Source organism: Streptomyces sp. NPDC029292 (assembly GCF_055569295.1).
In genome coordinates, this window is record NZ_JBVHXR010000031.1 from 16,245 (window position 1) to 36,747 (window position 20,503).

The 20,503-nt window shown below is 67.4% G+C and carries 17 protein-coding genes and 2 pseudogenes; 11 read left to right on the forward strand and 8 right to left on the reverse strand.

Annotation, left to right across the window (positions count from 1 at the left end):
- The first annotated feature begins 184 nt into the window (after positions 1-184).
- The 11 genes and pseudogenes from ACZ4WS_RS42965 (at position 185) to ACZ4WS_RS43015 (ending at position 10,976) form a co-directional block, all read left to right on the forward strand.
- Positions 185-1,426, forward strand: coding sequence for a PP2C family protein-serine/threonine phosphatase (locus tag ACZ4WS_RS42965; protein WP_467988898.1), 1,242 nt, complete (start codon positions 185-187; stop codon positions 1,424-1,426).
- A 205-nt stretch (positions 1,427-1,631) separates the two neighbouring features.
- Positions 1,632-1,809 (forward strand): annotated as a pseudogene (locus ACZ4WS_RS42970) (transposase); the annotation flags it as partial.
- Between the two features lie 127 nt (positions 1,810-1,936).
- The gene (locus tag ACZ4WS_RS42975; protein ID WP_467988900.1) at positions 1,937-3,145 is read left to right on the forward strand and encodes a cytochrome P450; all 1,209 of its coding nucleotides are present in this window, start codon (positions 1,937-1,939) and stop codon (positions 3,143-3,145) included.
- Positions 3,135-3,800 (forward strand): hypothetical protein, encoded by a 666-nt coding sequence (locus ACZ4WS_RS42980; protein WP_467988902.1) that lies wholly within the window; start codon positions 3,135-3,137, stop codon positions 3,798-3,800. Before ACZ4WS_RS42975 ends, ACZ4WS_RS42980 begins: the two co-directional genes overlap by 11 nt.
- The gene (locus ACZ4WS_RS42985; protein ID WP_467988903.1) at positions 3,797-5,080 is read left to right on the forward strand and encodes a cytochrome P450 family protein; all 1,284 of its coding nucleotides are present in this window, start codon (positions 3,797-3,799) and stop codon (positions 5,078-5,080) included. Before ACZ4WS_RS42980 ends, ACZ4WS_RS42985 begins: the two co-directional genes overlap by 4 nt.
- Positions 5,077-5,760: an SDR family oxidoreductase gene (locus ACZ4WS_RS42990; RefSeq protein WP_467988905.1), complete on the forward strand. Its 684-nt coding sequence runs from the start codon at positions 5,077-5,079 to the stop codon at positions 5,758-5,760. The genes ACZ4WS_RS42985 and ACZ4WS_RS42990 overlap by 4 nt, the downstream gene beginning before the upstream one ends.
- A 162-nt stretch (positions 5,761-5,922) precedes the next feature.
- Positions 5,923-7,153: pseudogene (locus ACZ4WS_RS42995) on the forward strand (IS3 family transposase).
- A gap of 255 nt (positions 7,154-7,408) precedes the next feature.
- Positions 7,409-7,726, forward strand: coding sequence for a hypothetical protein (locus ACZ4WS_RS43000; RefSeq protein WP_467988907.1), 318 nt, complete (start codon positions 7,409-7,411; stop codon positions 7,724-7,726).
- A gap of 148 nt (positions 7,727-7,874) precedes the next feature.
- Entirely contained in the window at positions 7,875-10,463 is a 2,589-nt protein-coding gene (locus ACZ4WS_RS43005) for a serine/threonine-protein kinase (protein ID WP_467989000.1), read from the forward strand.
- 1 nt (position 10,464) lies between these two features.
- Complete coding sequence (locus tag ACZ4WS_RS43010; protein ID WP_467988909.1) at positions 10,465-10,854, forward strand: hypothetical protein; 390 nt, start codon at positions 10,465-10,467, stop codon at positions 10,852-10,854.
- On the forward strand, positions 10,851-10,976 hold the full coding sequence (locus ACZ4WS_RS43015; RefSeq protein ID WP_467988911.1) for a hypothetical protein: 126 nt from the start codon (positions 10,851-10,853) through the stop codon (positions 10,974-10,976). Before ACZ4WS_RS43010 ends, ACZ4WS_RS43015 begins: the two co-directional genes overlap by 4 nt.
- Positions 10,977-12,137: 1,161 nt before the next feature.
- On the opposite strand, the gene ACZ4WS_RS43020 is transcribed toward ACZ4WS_RS43015, so the two are convergent.
- The 8 genes from ACZ4WS_RS43020 to ACZ4WS_RS43055 are packed head-to-tail and all read right to left on the reverse strand — an operon-like array spanning position 12,138 to position 20,467.
- Positions 12,138-12,446: an EthD family reductase gene (locus ACZ4WS_RS43020; protein WP_467988912.1), complete on the reverse strand. Its 309-nt coding sequence runs from the start codon at positions 12,444-12,446 to the stop codon at positions 12,138-12,140.
- 22 nt (positions 12,447-12,468) lie between these two features.
- The gene (locus ACZ4WS_RS43025; protein ID WP_467988914.1) at positions 12,469-14,124 is read right to left on the reverse strand and encodes an alpha-keto acid decarboxylase family protein; all 1,656 of its coding nucleotides are present in this window, start codon (positions 14,122-14,124) and stop codon (positions 12,469-12,471) included.
- 25 nt (positions 14,125-14,149) lie between these two features.
- The gene (locus ACZ4WS_RS43030; protein WP_467988915.1) at positions 14,150-14,977 is read right to left on the reverse strand and encodes an MBL fold metallo-hydrolase; all 828 of its coding nucleotides are present in this window, start codon (positions 14,975-14,977) and stop codon (positions 14,150-14,152) included.
- A 43-nt stretch (positions 14,978-15,020) separates the two neighbouring features.
- The gene (locus tag ACZ4WS_RS43035; protein WP_467988917.1) at positions 15,021-16,046 is read right to left on the reverse strand and encodes a TIM barrel protein; all 1,026 of its coding nucleotides are present in this window, start codon (positions 16,044-16,046) and stop codon (positions 15,021-15,023) included.
- 2 nt (positions 16,047-16,048) lie between these two features.
- Positions 16,049-16,963, reverse strand: a complete 915-nt coding sequence (gene iolE / locus ACZ4WS_RS43040; RefSeq protein WP_467988919.1) for a myo-inosose-2 dehydratase — start codon at positions 16,961-16,963, stop codon at positions 16,049-16,051.
- Positions 16,960-17,499 (reverse strand): hypothetical protein, encoded by a 540-nt coding sequence (locus tag ACZ4WS_RS43045; protein WP_467988921.1) that lies wholly within the window; start codon positions 17,497-17,499, stop codon positions 16,960-16,962. Before ACZ4WS_RS43045 ends, iolE begins: the two co-directional genes overlap by 4 nt.
- Positions 17,496-18,554, reverse strand: coding sequence for a ferritin-like domain-containing protein (locus ACZ4WS_RS43050; protein WP_467988923.1), 1,059 nt, complete (start codon positions 18,552-18,554; stop codon positions 17,496-17,498). Before ACZ4WS_RS43050 ends, ACZ4WS_RS43045 begins: the two co-directional genes overlap by 4 nt.
- Positions 18,551-20,467, reverse strand: a complete 1,917-nt coding sequence (locus tag ACZ4WS_RS43055; protein WP_467988925.1) for a GMC family oxidoreductase — start codon at positions 20,465-20,467, stop codon at positions 18,551-18,553. Before ACZ4WS_RS43055 ends, ACZ4WS_RS43050 begins: the two co-directional genes overlap by 4 nt.
- Positions 20,468-20,503: the final 36 nt, after the last annotated feature.

The window sequence follows — 20,503 nt, forward strand, 5'->3', positions numbered from 1 at the left end:
CCTGTGCGGGTTGATCACGGTCGTGTCAGGAGCCCGTGTGTACAGATCACGCGAGCGGGTCGAGCGCATCCGCCGTGACCGCAGGATGGACCAAGCGTGTCGGAGCGGGCGCTGGACCCGTGGCACGAAGTGAGCAGCGACACGGTGGCCGAGGCTTTGACGACGCCGGTGCAGGGGTGCGGCTATGGCGGAAGGTGAGCGGCGGCCTGACAAGGGCATGCCGGACCGCTCGGAAGGGTTCGGTGAGCGGCTGCTGGGGGTGCTGCTGGACCGGGCACACGAGATGCCCCCGCAGCTGATCGCCCCGCTGATCGCGGAAGAGGTGGCCAGGGTCGGTGGCCGCGACGTCTCGATCCTGCTGCAGGACTACGGCCAACTGGTACTGGTGCCGCTGCCAGGTCGGCGGCTGATGGTCGGCGAGCCTGAGCCGATCGATGACTCCCCCGCCGGCACGGCCTTTCTGCACGCGACCACTGCCGAGGTGCCGAAGGCCGACGGCGTTCGGATGTACCTACCGTTGCTGGACGGCAGCGACCAGGTGGGCGTGATGGCCCTCACCCTGGACAGCGTCGATGACGACGACCGGCGGCTGCTGCGCAGGCTCGCCGGCCTGGTCGCCGACATGCTGGTCACCAAGCACAGCTACACCGATCAGTTCTTCCTCGCCCGGCGCCGCGAACCGATGAGCGTGGCCGCGGAGATCCAGTGGTCCCTGATGCCTCCGCTGGCGATGTCCGTCCCGCAGGTCGCGGTGGCCGGAATCCTGGAACCCGCCTACAACGTCGCAGGCGACAGCTTCGACTACGCCCTCAACGAGGACATCCTGCATGTGGCGATGGTCGATGCGATGGGCCACGGCCTGGACGCCGCCACGATGGCCACCGTCGCCGTCGGAGCCTACCGGCACGCCAGACGTGCCGACATCGGCCTGTCCGAGATCTACGCGTTCATGGACCGGGCCATCGCCGAGCAGTTCGGGCCCGACCACTTCGTCACCGCGCAGATGATGCGTCTGAACATCACAACGGGCGACCTGCAGTGGGTCAATGCGGGTCACCCCGCACCGCTGCTGATCCGCAACCACGAGGTCCTTCGGCAACTGGAAGGCCCGACCACCTTGCCGGTCGGCTTCGGCGGTGAAGAGCCCCAGATCAGCCAGCAGATGCTCCAACGCGGCGACCGAGTGCTGTGTTTCACCGACGGTCTGATCGAGGAGCACGAAGCGGGCGAAGAGCAATTCGGCGAGGAACAACTCATCCACTGGGTCAACCGCATCGAACGCACAGAGAAGGGAGTACGAGCGGTGGTGCGCTCACTCTCCCACGCCCTGAAGCAGCAACGGGGCGGCCGCACCAGCGACGACGCGACCCTCTTCCTGATCGAATGGCGCGGGGGCGCGGCCGACCACCTCGCCGTCCTGGAGTGAGCCGACAGCCGCACCACCATAAACAGAGCCGATGGCACGCAGACCCGCTGCCTGGCCAACCACGGTGCACACTCGCCACCGACTGTCCACCAGTGCGCCCCTGACCACGGCCACACACGGAACCGGGGTCCTCACGAGCCTCCACGTCAGAAACGCGAGACGAGGCACGGTGTCGAAGTGCTGTGCCTTCTCGTGGACAGGGCCAATCCGCACCGTCTTCGCGCAGACCGCCGCCGAGACCGTCCGCACCCAGCGGAACGTGGTCGCCGACATGCTCGGCCGGCAGTTTGCCCAGGTCAAGACCGTGCTAGGACGCCGCCACAGACATCACTGCATTCGCGGACTTCCCGTCGGCCCACTGGAAGAAGATCTGGAGCACCAACACGACCGCCGCTCACTCATTTGGAGTAATCGGGCTGTGCTCCGAGTCGCGTGTCACCCGTTCGGAGTCGTCAATGGAGAGTGGCCTGACACGAGACCTCCGTTTCATCGCCCCGAGGGGTTGATGCCATGGGAACCATCGGCTCCACTGATGCCCTCACGGATGTTCACGCCGGCGACCCGTACCCCGTCTATGAATGGCTGCGTGAGACCGAACCGGTGTACCGGTGCCGGACCGGCGCCTACCTCCTGACCCGGTACACGGACTGCCGGCGTGTACTGACCGAGCGCGAGTGCTTCCTCGCCCCGGGCGGTCCCCGGCCGTCCGCGGGGACGGCCGGTCGTTGCGTGCCTGTGCTGTCCCGCGTCATGAGCGCGCAGAATCCACCCCGGCACACCAGAATGCGCACCGCGGTCGCTCGGCGTTTCGTCGAGCACGTGCGACGTCAGCAGCCGTGGGTCAGCAGACTCTGCGACCACCTGCTCGAACCCGTGGTGGAGACGCTCCGCTACGGCGTCGCCGACATGACCACGCTGGCCGAGGCGTTTCCCCGCGACACGATCATGCACGTGCTGGGACTGCCGCAGGGCGATCAAGAGCACGTCTCCACACTCGTCACCGACATCTTCCCCACCTCCGGTCCGCTGCCCGAACGGGACCGCGAGGGCACTGTGGCGATGCGGCAGCTCACCGATTACCTTCAAGGGGAAGTGGCTCGACGTCGCCGCTCGCCCGGCGACGATCTGCTGTCCGAACTCGTCCGAGCTCACACCGCCTGTCCCGAGGCCTTGCCGCACGACGAACTGGTCAGCATCCTCACGGGACTCACGGTCGCCGGGTACCCGCAGATCGCCGCGGGGATCGAGACCGGGATCGTCCTGATGATCCGTCACCCGGAATGGGCGGTCTTCTTGGACGACCCCGTCCGTGCCCGGCTGTTCGTCGACGAGGTGCTCCGCTACGACGCACCGGTGCAGTTCACGCCCGCCCCCCGCATTCCCGCGAGGACGGTGGTCCTCGGCGGCGTGACGATACCGGCGGGAGCGCAGGTCTGGCCGGTGCTGGGTGCCGCCAACAGGGATCCCGGTGTGTTCACCCGGCCCGACGAGTTCTGGCCGGGGCGCGGCGAGGCACGTCACCTGAGCTTCGGCGGAGGCGCCCACTACTGCCTCGGCGCCGAACTGGTGTACCTGGAAATGGCGATGCTGCTGCGACGGCTGCGGCAGCGTCTTCCCGATCTCGCGCAGGCACGGCCGCCCGCCCAGAGGGTTGGGCGGCTGCGCGGGTTCACTTCCGTTGCTGTCATGCGAACGGAGGCTGATCGTCATGACCGGTAGTGGTCCCCACGCATACGCGGACAGCGTGCACGTCTTCCTGGAGAGCGCCGCCTGCTCCACGTTCCTCGACGCTGCTCTTCGTGTCTACGAATCGATCAGGCCGGGCTTTCCCTATCCCTGCTTCGGGGTGCTGGTCGGTCGTATGCAGGGCGGCAGCGCCCGCATCGAGCGCGTCGAATTCGGCCGCAACGTCCGGGCCACCGACGGCGCGGCCCTGGGGGAATTCTCGGAATCCATCGTTCCCTGTTTCGGAACGGCCTATGAGAACCCGCATCGCGGGTACTGGTGCGATTCCGCCGACCTGCTGCGCATCCTGCGGGACGCCGAGCTGGACGGGCTGGACATTCTGGGGTCGATACACCTCCACCCCGACTGGCACAACATCGACTCACCGGGCGGCGGCGGGTCACGGCTGAGCGAGCACCCGACGCGCATGGACACGTACGTCTTCGCCAACACCGGGTGGCCGATCAACCTCATCTGTTACCTGGAACGCCGGAACTGCAGCATGTACCACTCATGGGGCGCATGGACGCCCCGTACCGGCGACCCCTCGAACCCTCATTGCGACGCGCTGCCGGTGCGCCTGGCCCTGCCCGCTCATGCACGGGTTCACCGGACCCGAACGGCCGTGCGCTCCATGGAGGACCCGTGAATGCAGAAGAGGTCAACGACGCCGTCGCCTGCCCCATGCCGCCGGGGCACCGGGATTCCGGCGTTCTCACTGATCTTGTGGACGCGAGGGGCTACGTCGACGCCCCCTATGCACTGCTCGCACAGTTGCGGGCCGAAAAGCCCGTACGGCGCGTGGTGTTCGCCGGCGTTCCCGTGTGGCTCGTCACGCGCCATGAGGACATCCGCACGGCGAGCAAGGATCCACGGCTCAGCAACGATCCGCGGCGCGGCAACAGGACCGTGCAGACCGCTCCGTGGGTTTTCGCCACCGAGACGTACACCGTCACCCGCAATATGCTCCGCTGCGACCCTCCGGACCACACCAGACTGCGTGAACTGGTGGCAGGTGAGTTCACCCCTGGCCGCATCGAGGCCCTGCGTCCACGCATCCAGCAGATCACCGACGACCTCCTGTCCCCGGTCCTTCCACTGGGGCGCCTGGACGTCATCACCGACTTCGCGAAGCGTCTGCCGCTCACCGTCATCTCGGAAGTACTGGGTGTGCCTGCCCGGGGACGGGACACCTTCGCGCGGCTCGCCGGCATCTACGTCGAGATGAGCGAAGGCGACCACGGCCGCATGCCCCGGGCTGCCTCCGAGATGCGGGACTACCTCACCGGACTTCTGAAGGCGAAGAGGCAGTCCCCCGTCCGTGTCGACGACCTGCTGGGGCGACTCCTCTCAGCCGATCACCAGGAGGACGAGGTGATCGGCATGTCCTTCCTCCTCCTCGTGGCCGGTTTCGAGACAACCGCGAATCTCATCGGCAGCGGGGTGCTGGCCCTGCTGGAGCACCCCGAGCAACTGGAGCTGCTCCGCAGGAAGCCACACCTCGTGGGGCAGGCGATCGAGGAGATCCTGCGCTGGAACGGCCCCATCAAGATGGCGCCCGTCCTGCGGTTCACGACCTGCGATGTGGGGATCGGAGACGTCACCGTTCCCGGTGGCGGAGAGGCGGTACTGCTGTCCTACGGCGCCGGCAACCGGGATCCCGCCCGCTTCGCCGAGCCCGACCGGTTCGACATCCTCCGCGACAGCCGAGGGCACCTCGCCTTCGGACACGGGATCCACCACTGTCTGGGCGCGCCGCTCGGCAAAGCGGAAGCCGCGATCGCGCTCCGCGCCCTCCTGGAACGTTGCGACGGACTGGCGCTCGCGAGCGATCCCTGCGAACTGGCCTGGGGACGCAGCCGGTTCATGCGTGGACTGACCAGCCTGCCGGTCACCTTCCGGCCCGTTCCACGAGGGAGCACACCATGACGACTCCACGACCGAGCGCACTCGTGACAGGAGCCTCCCGGGGCATCGGGGCGGCCGTCGCCCGTGCGCTGGCACCCACACACGATCTGCTCCTGGGCGGCCGCGACGCCCGGACGCTCGAGGCGCTCGCCCGCGACCTGCCGGGGAAGGCCGACCCCTGGGCGGTCGATCTGGCGGATCCCGGGGGCCTCGCCCAGGCCACGACGGACATCGACCGACTGGACGTGCTCGTGCACAACGCCGCCGTCGCGGAGCCCGGCACGATCGCCGACACCCCACTGGACGCCTGGCAGCGAATCTTCGCGGTCAACCTCTTCTCCGCCGCCGAACTCACACGCCTGCTCCTGCCGTCCCTCCGCCGCTGCCAAGGACAGGTGGTCCTGATCAACGCGGGGTCCGGACTCCGGATCAAGGCGCACCGCGGTCCCTACGCCGCCAGCAAATACGCGTTGCGAGCGTTCGCAGAGGCACTTCAGGCCGAAGAGGCACCCAACGGAGTGCGGGTGACCTCAATCCACCCGGGTCCGACCGACACCGAGCTGCAACGCAAGGCGGCCGAACGGGCCGGCCGCGAGTACCGCCCGGATCAGTTCCTGCGGCCCGAGTCGGTGGCCGCCGTCGTGCTCAACGCGGTACGGGCGCCCGCGGACGCGACGGTGACCCGTACCGTCATCGACTGAGGACCGCCCTGCGACCACTGAGTTCAGTTGACAGGTCTGCCGCCTGGTCCATATCGGCGCCCGTCCCGGTCTTCTGGCCGCCGGCAACAACGACTCCAGGCGGGACCACTGCACGTCCGTCAGATCTCCACGTGAGCTGTACTGAGATTGGTGGAGTCCCTGATGCCAGGGTTACGATCCTGGCGAAGGAGAACCACATCAGTGCCAGCACCACGGAAATACCCCGATGAACTACGTGAGCGCGCGATCCGCGAAGTCCGGACCACCGGACGACCCGTCGCGCACGTCGCGAAAGACCTGGGCATCCACAAGGAAGCCCTGCGCGGCTGGGTCCGCCAGGTGAGGCCGATGCCGGCGAACGTGACGACCGGCTGAGCACAGCCGAGCTCGACGAACTCAAGCAACTCCGCAAGGAAAACGCTGAGTTGAGGCGGGCCAACGAGATCCTGAAGGCCGCATCGGTGTTTTTTGCCCAGGAGATCGACCGCCCCCGGACGAGGCCGAGCAGGTGATCGACCACCTGCGAGCGAAGGGCCTCGGGGTCGATCCCGTCTGCCGGGAGCTGGACCTGTCGCCGTCGACGTACTTCGCCCGCAAGAAGCGCCCGAAGTCCGCCCGGCGGCTCCGCGACGAACAGCTCATGCCCATGATCGAGCAGATCCACGCCGAGTCCGGCAGCACCTACGGAGCCCGCCGGATCACCCGCGCCCTGCGGCGCAAGGGAGTCGAGGTGGCCCGCTGCACTGTCGAGCGGCTGATGGCCGAGCTCGGCGTTGAGGGCGTCATCCGCGGCCAGCGCAGGCGGACCACGGTGTCCGAACCATCGGCGCCCAGGCCGCCGGACCTGGTCGACCGGGACTTCACTGCCGACGGCCCCGACCGGCTCTGGGTCGCCGACATGACCTATGTCAGGACCTGGTCCGGTTGGGCTTACGTCGCCTTCGTCCTGGACGTGTTCTCCCGCATGATCGTCGGCTGGCAGATCGCGAACCATATGCGGACCGAACTCCCCCTGGACGCACTTGAGATGGCGCTCTGGCGTCGGCGGATCAAGAAGGGCTCCGGCCTGGTCCATCACTCCGACAGGGGGTCGCAATACGTGTCAATTCGCTACACGGAACGGCTGTCAGACATCGGTGCCTCCGCGTCGGTCGGCTCCGTCGCGGACTCCTATGACAACGCCATGGCCGAGGCGCTGAACGGCACCTTCAAAGCTGAGTTGATCGAGATGCAGGGCCCCTGGCGGGACGTCGACCAGGTCGAACGGGCGATCTTCCAGTGGATCACGTGGTACAACGAAGAACGCCTCCACTCCGCCCTCGACTACGTACCGCCCAGCAAGTACGAACGGGACTTCTGGCAGAGCCTGGAACAAGTCCCGCAGTCCGCCTGAACCAACATCATCGGACTCTACGAAACTCGGGACAGCTCAAGTCGTAGAGCAACCTGTGCTTCGCAGGCGACTCGTTCGGCGAGGGTGGCGCCGTCGGGGAGCGGAGGTGCGGCGCTGCCTGTAACCCAAAGTTGGGCGGTGGTTCCGCCGAAGATGGGGCGGAAGCTGATGCCTCGTCCGTCACTGTAGATGAGGTGGGCTGCGCCGTCGGCGGGCGCTTCGGGGTCGATTGCCCAGTCGCCGCCGAGGTTTTGGGTGAACCGCGCCACGGGCCTCTTCAGGCAGCTCTCCGCACGCCGCGATCCCCACGCAGGCGTCACCTGGCGGATCCCGGAACCCGGGTGGGCCGACCTGGAACCCGAGCGGCCACGCCTCCTCGCCGTCATGGCCGAACGAGGCCTGGAGCAACGGCCCACACCGGACCTCTTCACCGCCCTCACCGGCGGCTGGGCCGCCGATCTGATGGAGCAGGTCATCTCGGGACAGCGGGAAGCCCCGGCAGTCATCCAGGAGCACGCCAAGACTGCTCCATCATCACTCCCTGGCAACGTCATCACACTACGCCGGGCCTGAGCCTGGCTCCAGGCGTACGAGCCTTTGGACGACGCCCTTGTCTTCTCTCGTGCCCGCGGTGTCACGAGAGCCGCTGTTCTGCAGGGCCCAGGCATCTACGCTTGCTTTGCCCGTGGCGAAGAGGCGAAGGGGGAACGTCGTGCTGTACATGCCGCTGCACCGGCAATTCCGGTACATCCACGAGCCGTTGCCCGTCGGCGACGACGCGATACCCGGCTTCGGTCACGATGAACTCGTCGCGACGCTGCGGGAGCGGCTGACCTACTCGCACGGCGGCACCTTTCTGGTCACCGGATTCCGGGGCGTCGGTAAGTCGACGCTCGTGCTGCGGGCTCTTTCCGCCGCAGCAACCCAGGCCCAACAGACCAGCACACACGAGTTATTGACCGTGCATCTGAACATCGCGCGGAGAATGGAGGCGGACCAACTGCTGTTCGCCGTCGTCCGGCGGATCTTCGAGACGCTGGACGACGAGGGCAAGCTCCAGCGGCTGCCGCGCGATGTCCAGGAGTCCTTGCTGCTCGCCTACACCCGAACCTCGCTGTCCTTCAAACAGACCCAGTCGGAAGGCAGCGAGCACGGCGGCACCATGGGCATCGGCATCCAGAACGGCCCACTCGCCTCCCTATCGCCCACGCTGAGCATGACGGGTCGGCGGACAAGCGCCCGCGCGACGGAGGCCTCGTTCCTGGCCTACTCCGAGACGGACGTCGAGCACGACCTCATACGGATCATCCAGTTGCTCGGCGGCACCCAGGCCCATCCCGCCGCTCGGCGGCGTCGCCTGCTGCGCCGCCGACGGGAGCCGCGTCGGTTGCGGGTGCACCCCGTGATCGTGCTCGATGAAGTCGACAAATTGACCGACAACTCCGAGGAGGCGCTCGGTCATCTCGAGACGCTGCTCGGCACGCTCAAGAACGTACTGACCGCACGCGGCGCCCACTTCATCCTGGTCGCCGGACCTGACCTGCACGACCAGGCGCTCAGGGACGCGGACCGGGGCAACGGCGTGTACGAGAGCGTCTTCAGCTGGCGGATGTACGTGCCGTGCCTGTGGGCAGCACCCGAGCGGTTGGTACGGGGGCTGTTCGAGGCCCGGCAAGCGGAGATCAGGCGCTCGCTCGGACCACCGCGCCCACCACCGAGGAACTGGCCGGTGGGCCGGACCTGGGACGGGAACGTCCCAGAGGGCTGGCCGGACGACGAGCCAGCGGACGGGCCGGAGGGGCTCGACACGCTGATCGAGTATCTGCGGTTCAAGTCGAGAGGCGTACCACGCAGACTGCTGCAGGAGTTCAACGCCCTGGTTGGATGGGACAGTTCGGGCCACCCCTTGCTCCAGGTGCCAGACGAGGACTGGCAGCGGATGCTGTTCTACGGCCATCTTCAATCGGTGGTGTCTGAAGCGGTATCTGTGGGCGCGGCGAACCCGCTGGCGCCCTTGCCGATCGACAACGACCGGTGGCGTCTTGGCGGATATCACGTAGTGGACTGGGCGCTGCGCAGCCGTGGCCGGGTGTTCACGGCAACGGATGTCACGAGCGACGGTCAACTGGATCCACTGCTGCGGTTGGACAGCCCGATGGTGGAGCGGCTGCTGCGCCATCTGGTGCGCAGAGGGGTACTCGACGTGACGAGCGAGGGCAGCCGGCCCGATGCCACCGAGTACGGCAATCCAGCAGACGCCCGAGTTACGTATTACCGGCTCACCGATTCGTACTCCCGGCAACTGGCGGGCTTCGCGTGGCGCAGCGAGAGCGAACGCGCGGATCTGCGGCTGACGACACCACCTCTGCGCAGTCCCTGGGACACCACGCTCGCGCGCTCGCCTGCGTCTGCGGATCCGTCTGCGACGGGTGCCTCACAGCTTGAGCCGCAACCTGCCGTGCCGCCCGTCGTGCGACTGGGTGACCGCTACGAGGCGCTCAGTCCGATCGGGGCGGGTGGGATGGGTGTCGTCTACCGGGGGCGCGATCTGCGGACCGGTGAGGCTGTGGCGATCAAGCTGCTGCACCGCGGCCTGACGACGGACGAGAACATGCTGGCCAGGTTCCGCCGCGAGGCTCAGATCGGGATGCGCATGCGGCACCCCAACATCGCGCACACGATCGACGTCGTCGAATCCCCAGAGCACGCACTGATCATCGACCTGATCGAGGGTCCCGACCTTGCCCACGTCCTCGATGCGCAAGGGTCTCTGACTCCCCAGGAGACCACCCGGATCGGCAAAGACCTCGGCGAGGCTCTGCGGTACATGGATTCCATGGGCCTGTATCGGATCGACATCAAGCCGTCGAACGTCGTCCTTCACCCGACCCGCGGCGCCGTGATCATCGACCTCGGCGTCGTCCGAGCCCTAGAGGAAGCAGGCACACCGCTGACGCTGGTGGGCGTCGTGATCGGGACGCCGATGTTCATGGCGCCCGAGCAGGTGCGCGGCCAGGTGGACATCAGATCAGACCTGTACGCCCTGGGCACGGTGCTCTACCGGTGCATCGCCGGTCGGCTGCCCCACCAGGTCACCGATGCGGCCAGCATTCTTTACGCCGTCCTCCATGAGGACATTTCTGTGGACGCCCTCCCGGTCTCGCCTGCCCTGCGCGACGTACTGCGTACCTGCCTGGCCCGTGACCCCGATCTCCGCTACCAGCGACCGCAGGACTTCCTCGCGGAACTGGAGGCGACACCGGAGGCCCAGGAGGAGGCGGGGCCACGGGTGGTGCCGGACGCAGGGTGACGTGCGGCGCCGCACAATCGCGGTGATATCCCTGGTCCGGCGCTGGTGGGCCCACAAGCAGGGCCGGGTCGTCGACGAGAACACGCTCGGCGGCAACCTCCCCTTCGCAGGCGGCCTGGGCACCCAGGTGGTGAAGGTCTTTTACCTCGTCGCCGCCCGCATCGGCCTGCGCGAACACGAGGTTGTGGCGGGCCGGGGCTGGATCCCGGCGAAAACCGCGAGCATCCCGGACGACCACAAGGGGTACTACCCCAGGGCCACCCCGATCTCCATCCGGGTCACCAGCACCATCGACTCCGGCTTCCTGGTCGGCGCCCAGCTCGTGGGACGCCTCAGGTCAGAGATCTCCAAGCGCGTCGACACCTCGCGACCACCCTCTTCCATGGCATGAGCGTGGCGGGCATCAGCGATCTCGACCTCTCCTACACGCCGCCGCTCGGTTCCCCGTGGGACGCCGTCCAGCTCGCCGCGCAGACATGGAAGCGCGAGCACCGCCCATGGGCCACGGCCTGACCTGACCGATCGCCGCAGCAGGAGGTACTCCCGCCTGTTGCGGCCGTTTTGACGATCGGCGCAGCGGCCCGTTCCCGTCGATGTCAACCTCGCCAGGTCCGCAGCGGGCAGTTCAAGTGACCCCTCAGGGCCGTTTTCTCTTCGGGCCGTTTCCTTGACCTTGGGCATCACCGAGACGCCCTCTCAGCGGCCACCTGCTACCACTCAACTCAAGGTCCGCTATCAGCACACAGGCCGCCAACCCCTGGACGACATCAAGGATCGAGCGGCACGAAGGCGACAGTCCCTCCACAGCACAGGCAGCAGCAGCCGACGCCGCCCTACCCCTGCCTGCGCACCAGACGTACCGGCATCTGCGCCGCCTCCGCTGCTGGTCCGGTCCTCGACTGGCCGCTCTGTGGATTGCAGCCCCATGCCCACGCAACAGGCACATGGGACAACGCACCGGCCCGGAGACACCGTCGTCTGGACACGGCCGCGCCGTCCCGGCGCCTGTACGGCCCCTGGGTCTTGGCATCGACCCTCAGGACAGTCGCCCGGACGGCGAGCGACAACCTCGATCACCTATTCCGACGCAGGTCAGAGGGGTGGGAGCTCCCCCGAGCGCCGTCGGACTCCAAACTCACGAGCAGCGGATTCAGTCCGTTCAGGCGAAGTTGACGCTCCGACACCCAAAAATGAACGTTTCCGCAGGTCACAGGCCTGCACAGGTGGGGCGGGTGGGACTCGAACCCACGGCCGACGGATTATGAGTCCGCTGCTCAAGCCAACGGCGAGGTTCGCTTCCTCGACACTCTTCGGCCGCCGACGACGTCCGGAAGCCCGCTCCTGGACCGAAAGTTGCCTTGGCTACGCCCCCGCCGAAGCTTGACGACCAGCGGCAGCTCCGTCAGTGAACGTCTCGTATGGAGGAGGCCGAGGGGTAGTCCGGGTCACATGTCCGAGACCAAGATCCGGGCCATTGCCGGACCGCGTTGCCACCCGCCCACCGACAGCGCACCGTCACCGCAGGTCAGCGTGGGTACTGCTCGTGTACCACCATGAGACGAAGAGCATCCCAACGGCCGCCGGCAGGTCAGGAGTCAGATTCACCTCTGCGCAGCAGGCACCCCTTTCTATTTCACCGTCCACCGCCCGATCATCACGCGATGGATCCAAGGCTCAGGCCTCCTCGACATCCACGAAGAGGAGCCGCACACCGCCGGTCGCCAACTCGAAGACCTTGCCGACAAACACCGATGCCTCTTCGGTCGTCACGGCATTGCTGGCCGCGTCGTAGTCGGTGAAGTACAAGTCGAGCACGCGATATGCTGGGGTCGGGCTGCCGTCCTCCTTCGGCCACACCTTCGCGCTCTCGATCCTCTGGACTCCAGGAATCCTCTTCGCCAGCGCGAGCTGCTCGCGGTAACCGGCCTCGAAGTCATCCGGGGATTTCGGGTTCTCGTAGATTGCAGTGATTTTCGTCGGCATTTCCCTCTCCTTGTCCTGTTGCTTACTGGGCCTTCCAGTTCGCATTGTCAGGAATCGATTTGTCAGGCACCCGGACCTGGATGAGGGACGGGCTGCTCGTGTTCTCCAGGGCACCCGTCAGGGCCTCCCTCAGCTCCCTGTACGTGCCGACCTCCCACCCTCGGCAGCCGAACACCTCGGACAGCCTGCTGTAGTTCCACCGGTGCAGGAGGCACGGATCGTAGAACGGCTTGTCGGCATGAAAGACCGAGGAGTCGGCGAGCCACTGCTCCACGGCGTAGACGCCGTTGTCGATGACGAAGATGATCGGATTGAGCCTGAAGCGTGTCTGCGTCGAGAGGCATTGGGCGGTCATCTGGAACCCGCCGTCGCCGGAGAAGACCATGACCCGCTGGCCGGGCGCCGCTGCCAGACAGATTCCCGTCGCGGCCGGCGCGCTGTAGCCGATCGACGAATAGGACGACTGGACGATGAATCCGCCCTGGTTGGGGATGTCGAGCAGCAGGCTCCCGAAGTAGTTCATGCTCGCGTCGGCGCTGATGACGGTGTTCCGGTCGACGTACCGCTGGATGAACTCGTAGAACCCCTGGTACGTGATGATTTCGGAGGAACTCACGTCAGGTGCGCTACGTGCGGGCCGCTCCGGGAGTTTCCGGGACTTGGGCGTGATTTTCGCCGCCAGAAGGCCGTCCATCAGGTGCTCAAGGGCCACATGCCCGGCGAAAAACGTGCCGAGCTTGACCGCTTCGAACGACGCGAAGGCGGTCTTGTCGTAGTCCGGTTCCCAGCCAAGGGAGTTGATGTCCGTCAGCCACACGCCGAGGGCCAGCACGAAGTCGGAGGTGGCGGCCAGCTCTGTGACGCTCTCGGACGAGGCCTGGCCGTCGAGCACGCCGGCGAACAGCAGATCGTCCTCGGAGAGGACGGCCTTGCTGAGGAGTTCCGTGACGAAGGGGATGTTCAGCTGCTGGATCAGGCGCGCGGCCTTGTCCTGCAGGCCGTGCCGGTCGACCTCCGGGCCCACCCAGATGAGAGGGTTCTCGGCGCTTTCGAGCCGCGCGCGGACCTGGGCGACCGACTGATCCAGGCTGTCCCGGTCCGACAGGGGCCTGGCCGGCTTGAGGACGCCGCTGGGCGGCTCGCACTCGAGGTCGACCATGTCCTGGAGCAGCTCGATGTAGATCGGGCGGCGCTCACTGATGCACGTGCTCAGCGCGTGGTCGATCAGGCGCGGCGCGAGCTCCGGGTTGTCGACCCGGATGGCCGCGGCCGTGATGTGCTCGAAGGACTGGAGGTCGGTCTCCCGCCCGGTGATGAAGTGGTGCGCGCTGAAGCCGGTCTGCTCGAAGGTGATGGTCTTCTTGATGCTCGGCGTGCCGTTGATCAGCACGAGCGGCACCTTCTCGACATAGGCGCCGGCGACGGCGTTCACGGCACACAGCGCGCCGGCGGAGTAAGTGACACAGAGGGCCCCGATGCCCTTCAGCCTCGCGTATCCGTCCGCCGCATAGCCGGCGTTGACCTCGTTGACTTCCTCGATGAGTTCGACGCCGCTCGGCGCGACATACCGGTTCAGCCATTCGATGGAGTAGTCGCCCGCGATGGCGAACAGGTGGTCAAGACCCAGCTGGTGGAGCCGGTCTATCAGGTACTGCCCGACCGTGCAGCGCTCTGCCATGGCGTAACTCCTCTGTGATCAGTGGTCAGTATTCGCTTGCACCGCCGAACAGCCGGGGCAGGTAGATGTCGAAGATGCCCGGACACTTGCGCTCCGGATACCGCTGCAGCAGGAAGTCCTTGAAGGCGGCGCCCGTAAGGCCGTCCCCGACGGCCTGCCGGGCGGCGGAGAGGTACTCGATGTTGCGGGCGACCTCGTATCTGTCGGCGGGAAGGCCGTGGCCCGGCAGGAAGAGCTCGTACTCCGACACCAGCAGGTCCTGCAGCACCCGGATCCAGTGGCCCAGCTGTGATGTCAGATACAGATGGGTGCCGCTGTAGAGCAGATCCTGGGCGAAGTACACCCCCAATTCGGGAAGCCCGAGGGTGAGATGGAAGTCGGTCTCGGTGTCCGTCACCCGGTCCAGGACGTACCTGACCCCGTCGATCGTCTCCTCCCCGGGGCTGGCGACCTGCTTGGGGACGACGATGTGCTCCGGGAGGAGGCCGCCGAGCTTCCAGTGGTCGCGGAGCGACTCCTCCCCGTGCTCGTGGATGAAGGTCATGGTCTCGGAGAGCGCATAGACCGTGACGTCGCGGAACGCGGCGCCCAGGCCGAACCAGTGGTCGGGGTGCCGGTGGGAGAGATACAGCCGGTCGATCGGCTTGCGCAGGCTGTCCGCGTACGCCCTGAACTCCCTCGCATAGGGGGCGAGGAACTGTGCGTCGACGAGTACGAGGGAGTTCCTGGACTCGACGATGTGCGTCGCGTTCGCGATGTTGCCGTCGCTGAAAGAGGAAACGAAGGTGTGAATACGGACGTCGCCCGCCCGCTTCACGACCATGACGATGGGGTCCGACATCTGAGCCGGCATCCGGGACCTCCCCGATTCGGAACGGGACGAGAGAAGGACGGGGTCATGCGGCGACGCGCGTGTTCAGTTCCTCCAGCGCCGCTTTCGCGACGTCGTAGGCGCTGTCCGCGCCCCGCACCGGGGCGTCCTCGCCGGGCCGCCAGAAGCGCCTGCGCGCCATCCGCATCGAGCTGACGAACGGCGGGATCGCGTTGAACACCTCGATCAGATACGGCCCGCGGTACACCGGCTCGACCTCGCTGCGCACGAGATCCCACGGAATCCAGCTGTCCTTCACCGTGCCCCGGTCCGGCGCCGAGATATGGACGTAGTGCAGCCGGTTCTGCCGCACGGCCCGCGCGATGTTGTTCCGGAAGACCGAAGGACCCTGGCTCTCCATCAGGACCTGCGCGGTGTCGATCGTCACGCCGCCCTGCGGGTGTTCGAGCCCCTCGAGGAAGTCGAGGACCTCCGAGACCATGTTGGGCGGCGGAGTCTCCCAGCTCTTCACGGGCTCGATGGCGAGCTTCACCTCCCGGGCCGCGGCGTACTCCGAGAGGTCCTCGAAGACTCCACGGGCCGCGTGGAAGCGCGGCTTCATCCACTCCTGGAGGTCGTCGCTCCACAGCGGCTCGCCGTCGTCCGTGAGGGGGAAGACGCCGTAGGGGTAGAGGAACGGACCCGACATGATCGTGTCGCCGCCGCCCAGGGCCCGGGTGATGTCGACACGCGACTTCAGATAGGAGAGGGCCTGGGCGCGCTGCTCCTCGTAGGGCGAGGTCGGGTCGAAGGTCCGCGTGGTCCCGACGTTGGTGGTGAACCTGACCCCCCGCAGGCCCGCCTGGTCGAAGGCCTTCCTCAGGCCGATGTAGCCGTCGAGCTCGAGCTTGTGGTCGACGGTCGCGGGCCGGGCGGCGATATGTACGTCGAAGCCGGCGTAGCCCATGTCGGTCAGGGCCTTCAGATGAGTGATGAGGGTCTGGGTGTAGCGGGTGTCCTGCGGACGCAGATCGGCCGTGAACATGAAGAAGCTGAAGTACACGTCCCGGTCGACGTTCGGTTTGAGGCCCCGCGCCAATGTCACGTTCATCGTCACCAGCCCAAGACGTCGGCGAGGTAGGAGCGGGCCTTCTTGGCGTACTCGAGCGGGACGGCCTTGTTCGGGTCCTGCTCGGCCTCCACCACCAGCCACCCCTCGTACCCGGCGTCGGCCAAGACTTCGAGGATGGGCCGGAAGTCGATCGCGCCGTCTCCGGGTACGGTGAAGACGCCGAGCTCGACGGCCTCTTGGAACGACAGGCCTTCTTTACGCACCCGGCTGACGATCCCGGGCCGGATGTCCTTCATGTGGACGTGGCCGATGCGGTCGGCGTGCGCCCGGGCCAGGTCCAGCGGGTCATCGCCGGCGAAGGCGAGGTGGGCGGTGTCGAGCAGGAGGTGGACCAGGGCGGGATCGGTCGAGGCAAGCAGCCGGTCGACGTCGGCCCGGGTCTGGACGCCGGTACCCATGTGGTGGTGGTAGCTGAGCTTCATCCCGGCCGAGCCCGCGATCTTGCCGAGTTCCTCCAGACCGGACGTCAGGGCGTCCCACTGGGCGTCGGTGAAATGCGGGCGGTTGGCGAACACATCGACGGGAAGCAGATGCGACGAAGCGCCGAACTCGGCCACGACCAGCTCGGTCCCGCCCAGCGCCTTGAGATGGGCCAGCGTCTCCTCGAAGGCAGCGATCGTCTTGTGCCGCATCTTGCCGATCGTGAAGTACGTGCTCGTCCAGGGCTCGGATATCTGCAGGCCGCGGAGGTCGAGGGCGGCCTTGAGCACGGCGGGGTCCGAGGGGTACTTGTGCCCGATGCTGCAGCCCTGGAAGCCGGCGAGCGCCATCTCGCTCACGGCCTGGCCGAAGGAGATGCCGGCGTCGATGGTGGGGAAGTCGTCGTTCCACCACAGGGTGCAGCAGACGCCGAGCTTCACCTTGTCCGGGCCGAGACGGCCCGCTGATTCGGTCATTTCGTCGCCCCCTTCAGATAGCGGTCCTCGATGCGGGGTGGCTGGGCCCAGGAGCCGTAACCGGGCGCCTTGGCACCTGGAGGGTTGGCACCGATCGCCCGCCACAACAGCCCCTCCTGGTAGGAGGCGGCGGTGACCGTGGAGGTCTCACCCGCCGCACGGGCCCCGTGGCGGTCGGTCCACTCGGGTGGCAGCGAGTACCACATCCCGGCGTACCAGAGCTTGATCACGTTGCGGGCCACCGGGCCCAGGCGGTCGTCGCTGAAGATCCGGTGGCGTAGGGCCCGGTCGAACACATCGGTATCGAGAGGGGTCCGGTCGAGCGGGGTCCGTTGATGACTTCCGGCATCGCCGGCCGCGTCGGCCCGGGCTGCCCGATGGGCGTCCAGGAGAGCGACGACGACCTCGTCGCCGCAAGCGGCTCGCACTTTGGACAGGTACTGGTCGGCCATACCGGTGCCGAGCAGTGCGGTCTCCTCGAAGGCGGTGAGGTCGACCGACAGGGAGAGGAAGCCCTCGAACGACGGGGCGGTCACGGCGTCGCTGCCGGGATCTCGAAGGTGGGAGCGGAGTGCAGGCCGTCGCTGCCCGGCAGGGGGTTGCATATCAGCCGGTTGAACCCGTCGCGCAGGCGGAACATGTCACGGACGGCCTCCTGCAGGAGGTCGGGGTTCCCGTTGAACGCCCTGGTGAGCAGGGCGAGGAAGGCGCCATAGTCGGCGTTGAACTCCCGTGCCGCAGCGGCGAGTTCCGAACCCGCCGGGTAGTCGGCGAGCCGGGCACTCACCTTCACCGGGTACACCTCGTCCCAGGCGACGCTGAGCGGTGCTCCCGAAGGCGCATCGGGGTCATCGCCCACCTCGTAGTAGCGGCCGAGCTGCAGCTGCCGGAACCGGTAGTAGTGGGCCAGCTCCCCGGCCGCGTCGTGGATGCCCGCATCGAGGCCCTCGCCCTGATCGGCGATGAAGCTCAACGCCCGGCAGGCCGAGTCCAGGTCGGTCACGACGATCACGTCCCCGCCGCCAGAGTAGAAGTACTCGGACCCCACCTGCAGGGCCGGATCCCCGCAGAAGAGCTGCCCCGGATCGGCGGCCGCCACCTTCTCCAGCCCTTCGATGATCTCCGCGTAGAACTCGCCGATGCTGTAGAAGCGCATCTTCTCGGCGGTCGGACTGGAGACGAGGAATGGCCCCCCGCTGTCCGGCAGCGTCAGCAGCCGTTCGGCATCGGGTGCCCGGGCCGGCCGCTCGATCTTGCAGAACGTCTCCACCGCCTCGGGGGAGAGCGGCCGCAGGTCGACGGTGAAGTCGTCCTCCCCGTCGGGGAGATAGGCCGGGTAGGAGGGTACGAAGCCGGGGCGGGTCAGATCGGGCTTCCCGCCAATGGCGTTCAGGACGTTGGCGACCAGGGTCAGGTGCAGCATCTCCTCCACCGCGACCACCCGGATGATGTGGGCGGCGTCGGAGTTGGTGGTGGATTTTATGGAGTAGTACGCGGTCAGGTACGGCGGGATCGTCGCGTGCTCGAGCGCCATCGCCGCGTGCAGATAGGCGATCAGCTCGTCGCGGTTGTCGATGGTCGACGCGGTCACCGGGCCACCTCCTCCTGGGGTTGGCGCTGGGCGGCGACGTTGATCGGCGCGGTCTCGGAGTCGAGCTGCGCCAGCATGGCGCGGGCGCTGCGCAGGCACAGGGCGGCGACGGTGAGCGTCACGTTCGACGTGCCCACGGTGGGCATGCTTCCCCCGCCGACCAGATAGAGGTTCTCGTGGTCCCAGGACCGCTGATCCGCGTTGACCACCGAGGTCGCCGGGTCGGAGCCCATCGCGTGGGTGCCGGCCAGGTGGTTGCCCCCGCGGATCTCGTACCCCTGACCGTCGTGGACGGCGTAACCCCAGAAGCCCGGGTCGTAGGCGGTGTGGTCCTCGGCCCCGAGGCGGGCGAAGATCCGCTTCGACAGCTGCCGGGCGTACGCCACCCCCCGCATCGTGTACTCGGGGATGTCGTAAGTGAGGATGGGCCGCATGTTCCCCAGCTGGTCGGTGAAGGCCTGGTCCACCGAGATGCGGTTGCTCGGGTTGGCGGGGACCTCGACCATGAACGCCAGCTGCAGCTGGCGGGAGACCCGGTCCACCAGGCCCTGGCGCAGCGACTCACCGTAGCGGCCGCCGGAGTCCACCAGGTCGATCAGGTCGGTCATCGGCGCCCCCCGGGCCCAGCCCCAGCCGTCGTTGTGGATGTCGACGCTGAATGCGGCCTGGCGGCGGCGGAATCGACCCCCGCGCAGGTCGGTGATGCCGCCCGTGCAGTTGGTGCCCCGGAAGGTGCCGGCCGCCTCCGGCAGCAGGGCCCACGCGAGCAGGTACGCGTGGTCCATGAAGTTGCGCCCCATCAGGCCGCTCGAACTGCGCAGGCCCGAGGCCAGCATCAGCCGGGGGTTCTCCACCGCGTTGGCGGCCAGGATGAACAGCCGTCCCCGGGCCTTCATGGTGGTGAAGCCGGGGCTGTCGGGCGAGTCGTAGCGGCGGTACTCGATCTCGGTCACCCGGCCGGTCTGCTCGTCGACGTGCACTTTGTGGGCCACCGCCTGGGCCACCAGGTCGACCCGGCCGGTCCGCAGGGCGATGGCGAGGGTCTTGCCGGCGTTGTACTTGGCCTGCACCGGACAGATGGGCACGCAGTTGTTGTTGCCCTGGCACCGCTCGCCGACCTCGACCTGGTACGTGCTCACCGCCCCTTGCGGCACATAGCCCTTCCCGCCGTCGTAAGCCGGGTTGGGTATCCCGTTGCGCCCCTGAGGGAACGGCCGGACCCGCAACTCCCGCTGTTCACCGTCGAGTTCGACCGGCATTCCGTCGAGGTCCTTGGCGACCACCTGGTCCAGGTACGACAGGGGCAGCCCCTTCATCGGGAACACGTAGTCCTCGTCGAAGGTCATCCCGAGGTAAACCTGGTCCGCCACGTCGGCGGAGACACCGATCTCGCGTTCCGCCTCGTTGTAGTACGGGGCGAGGTCGTCGTAGGTGAGCGGCCAGTCGGTCCCCTCGCCGTAGAGCGTGTGCATCCGGAAGTCCTCGGGCAGCATCCGCAGCGTCTTGCCCTCCCAGTGCATGGTGGTGCCACCGAGGACCCTCGTGTAGGTGGTGTCGGTGGCGAAGGGCCCGCTCTGGACGATGTAGGACGAGGCGTCGGGCGCCCCTGGGAAGATGCGCCGCGCGTCGGTACCGCGGGGCATCGGGGCATTGGCGACGGCCGGGTAGGGCGCCTGGTTGTCCTTGCTGATCGCCGAGTAGAAGCGGTCGAGATACTTCTCGTAACCCCTCAGCGTGAGGTCTTCGGCCGGGCCCGCTTCGAGCAGCAGCACTCGCCTGCCGGCATCGCTCAGCCGCGAGGCGATGAGGGCGCCGGCGATTCCGCCGCCCACGATGACGGCGTCGTAAAGGACCTCGGCCGCCGCCGCGGGGTCGGTGCGCTGCGCCGCCCCGCCGGGGAACTTCTCGTACATGGGGCGGTCACCCCTCCTTCGCTGGGCGCAGCCGGG

Excerpts from the sequence above, each read along its gene's own strand:
- ACZ4WS_RS42990 (WP_467988905.1), top strand. The coding sequence starts at position 5,077 with ATGACGACTCCACGACCGAGCGCACTCGTGACAGGAGCCTCCCGGGGC.
- ACZ4WS_RS43005 (WP_467989000.1), top strand. The coding sequence starts at position 7,875 with ATGCCGCTGCACCGGCAATTCCGGTACATCCACGAGCCGTTGCCCGTC.
- ACZ4WS_RS43055 (WP_467988925.1), bottom strand. The coding sequence starts at position 20,467 with ATGTACGAGAAGTTCCCCGGCGGGGCGGCGCAGCGCACCGACCCCGCG.
- ACZ4WS_RS42965 (WP_467988898.1), top strand. The coding sequence starts at position 185 with ATGGCGGAAGGTGAGCGGCGGCCTGACAAGGGCATGCCGGACCGCTCG.
- ACZ4WS_RS43020 (WP_467988912.1), bottom strand. The coding sequence starts at position 12,446 with ATGCCGACGAAAATCACTGCAATCTACGAGAACCCGAAATCCCCGGAT.
- ACZ4WS_RS43030 (WP_467988915.1), bottom strand. The coding sequence starts at position 14,977 with ATGCCGGCTCAGATGTCGGACCCCATCGTCATGGTCGTGAAGCGGGCG.
- ACZ4WS_RS42975 (WP_467988900.1), top strand. The coding sequence starts at position 1,937 with ATGGGAACCATCGGCTCCACTGATGCCCTCACGGATGTTCACGCCGGC.
- iolE (WP_467988919.1), bottom strand. The coding sequence starts at position 16,963 with ATGACCGAATCAGCGGGCCGTCTCGGCCCGGACAAGGTGAAGCTCGGC.
- ACZ4WS_RS43035 (WP_467988917.1), bottom strand. The coding sequence starts at position 16,046 with ATGAACGTGACATTGGCGCGGGGCCTCAAACCGAACGTCGACCGGGAC.
- ACZ4WS_RS42980 (WP_467988902.1), top strand. The coding sequence starts at position 3,135 with ATGACCGGTAGTGGTCCCCACGCATACGCGGACAGCGTGCACGTCTTC.
- ACZ4WS_RS43015 (WP_467988911.1), top strand. The coding sequence starts at position 10,851 with ATGAGCGTGGCGGGCATCAGCGATCTCGACCTCTCCTACACGCCGCCG.
- ACZ4WS_RS43025 (WP_467988914.1), bottom strand. The coding sequence starts at position 14,124 with ATGGCAGAGCGCTGCACGGTCGGGCAGTACCTGATAGACCGGCTCCAC.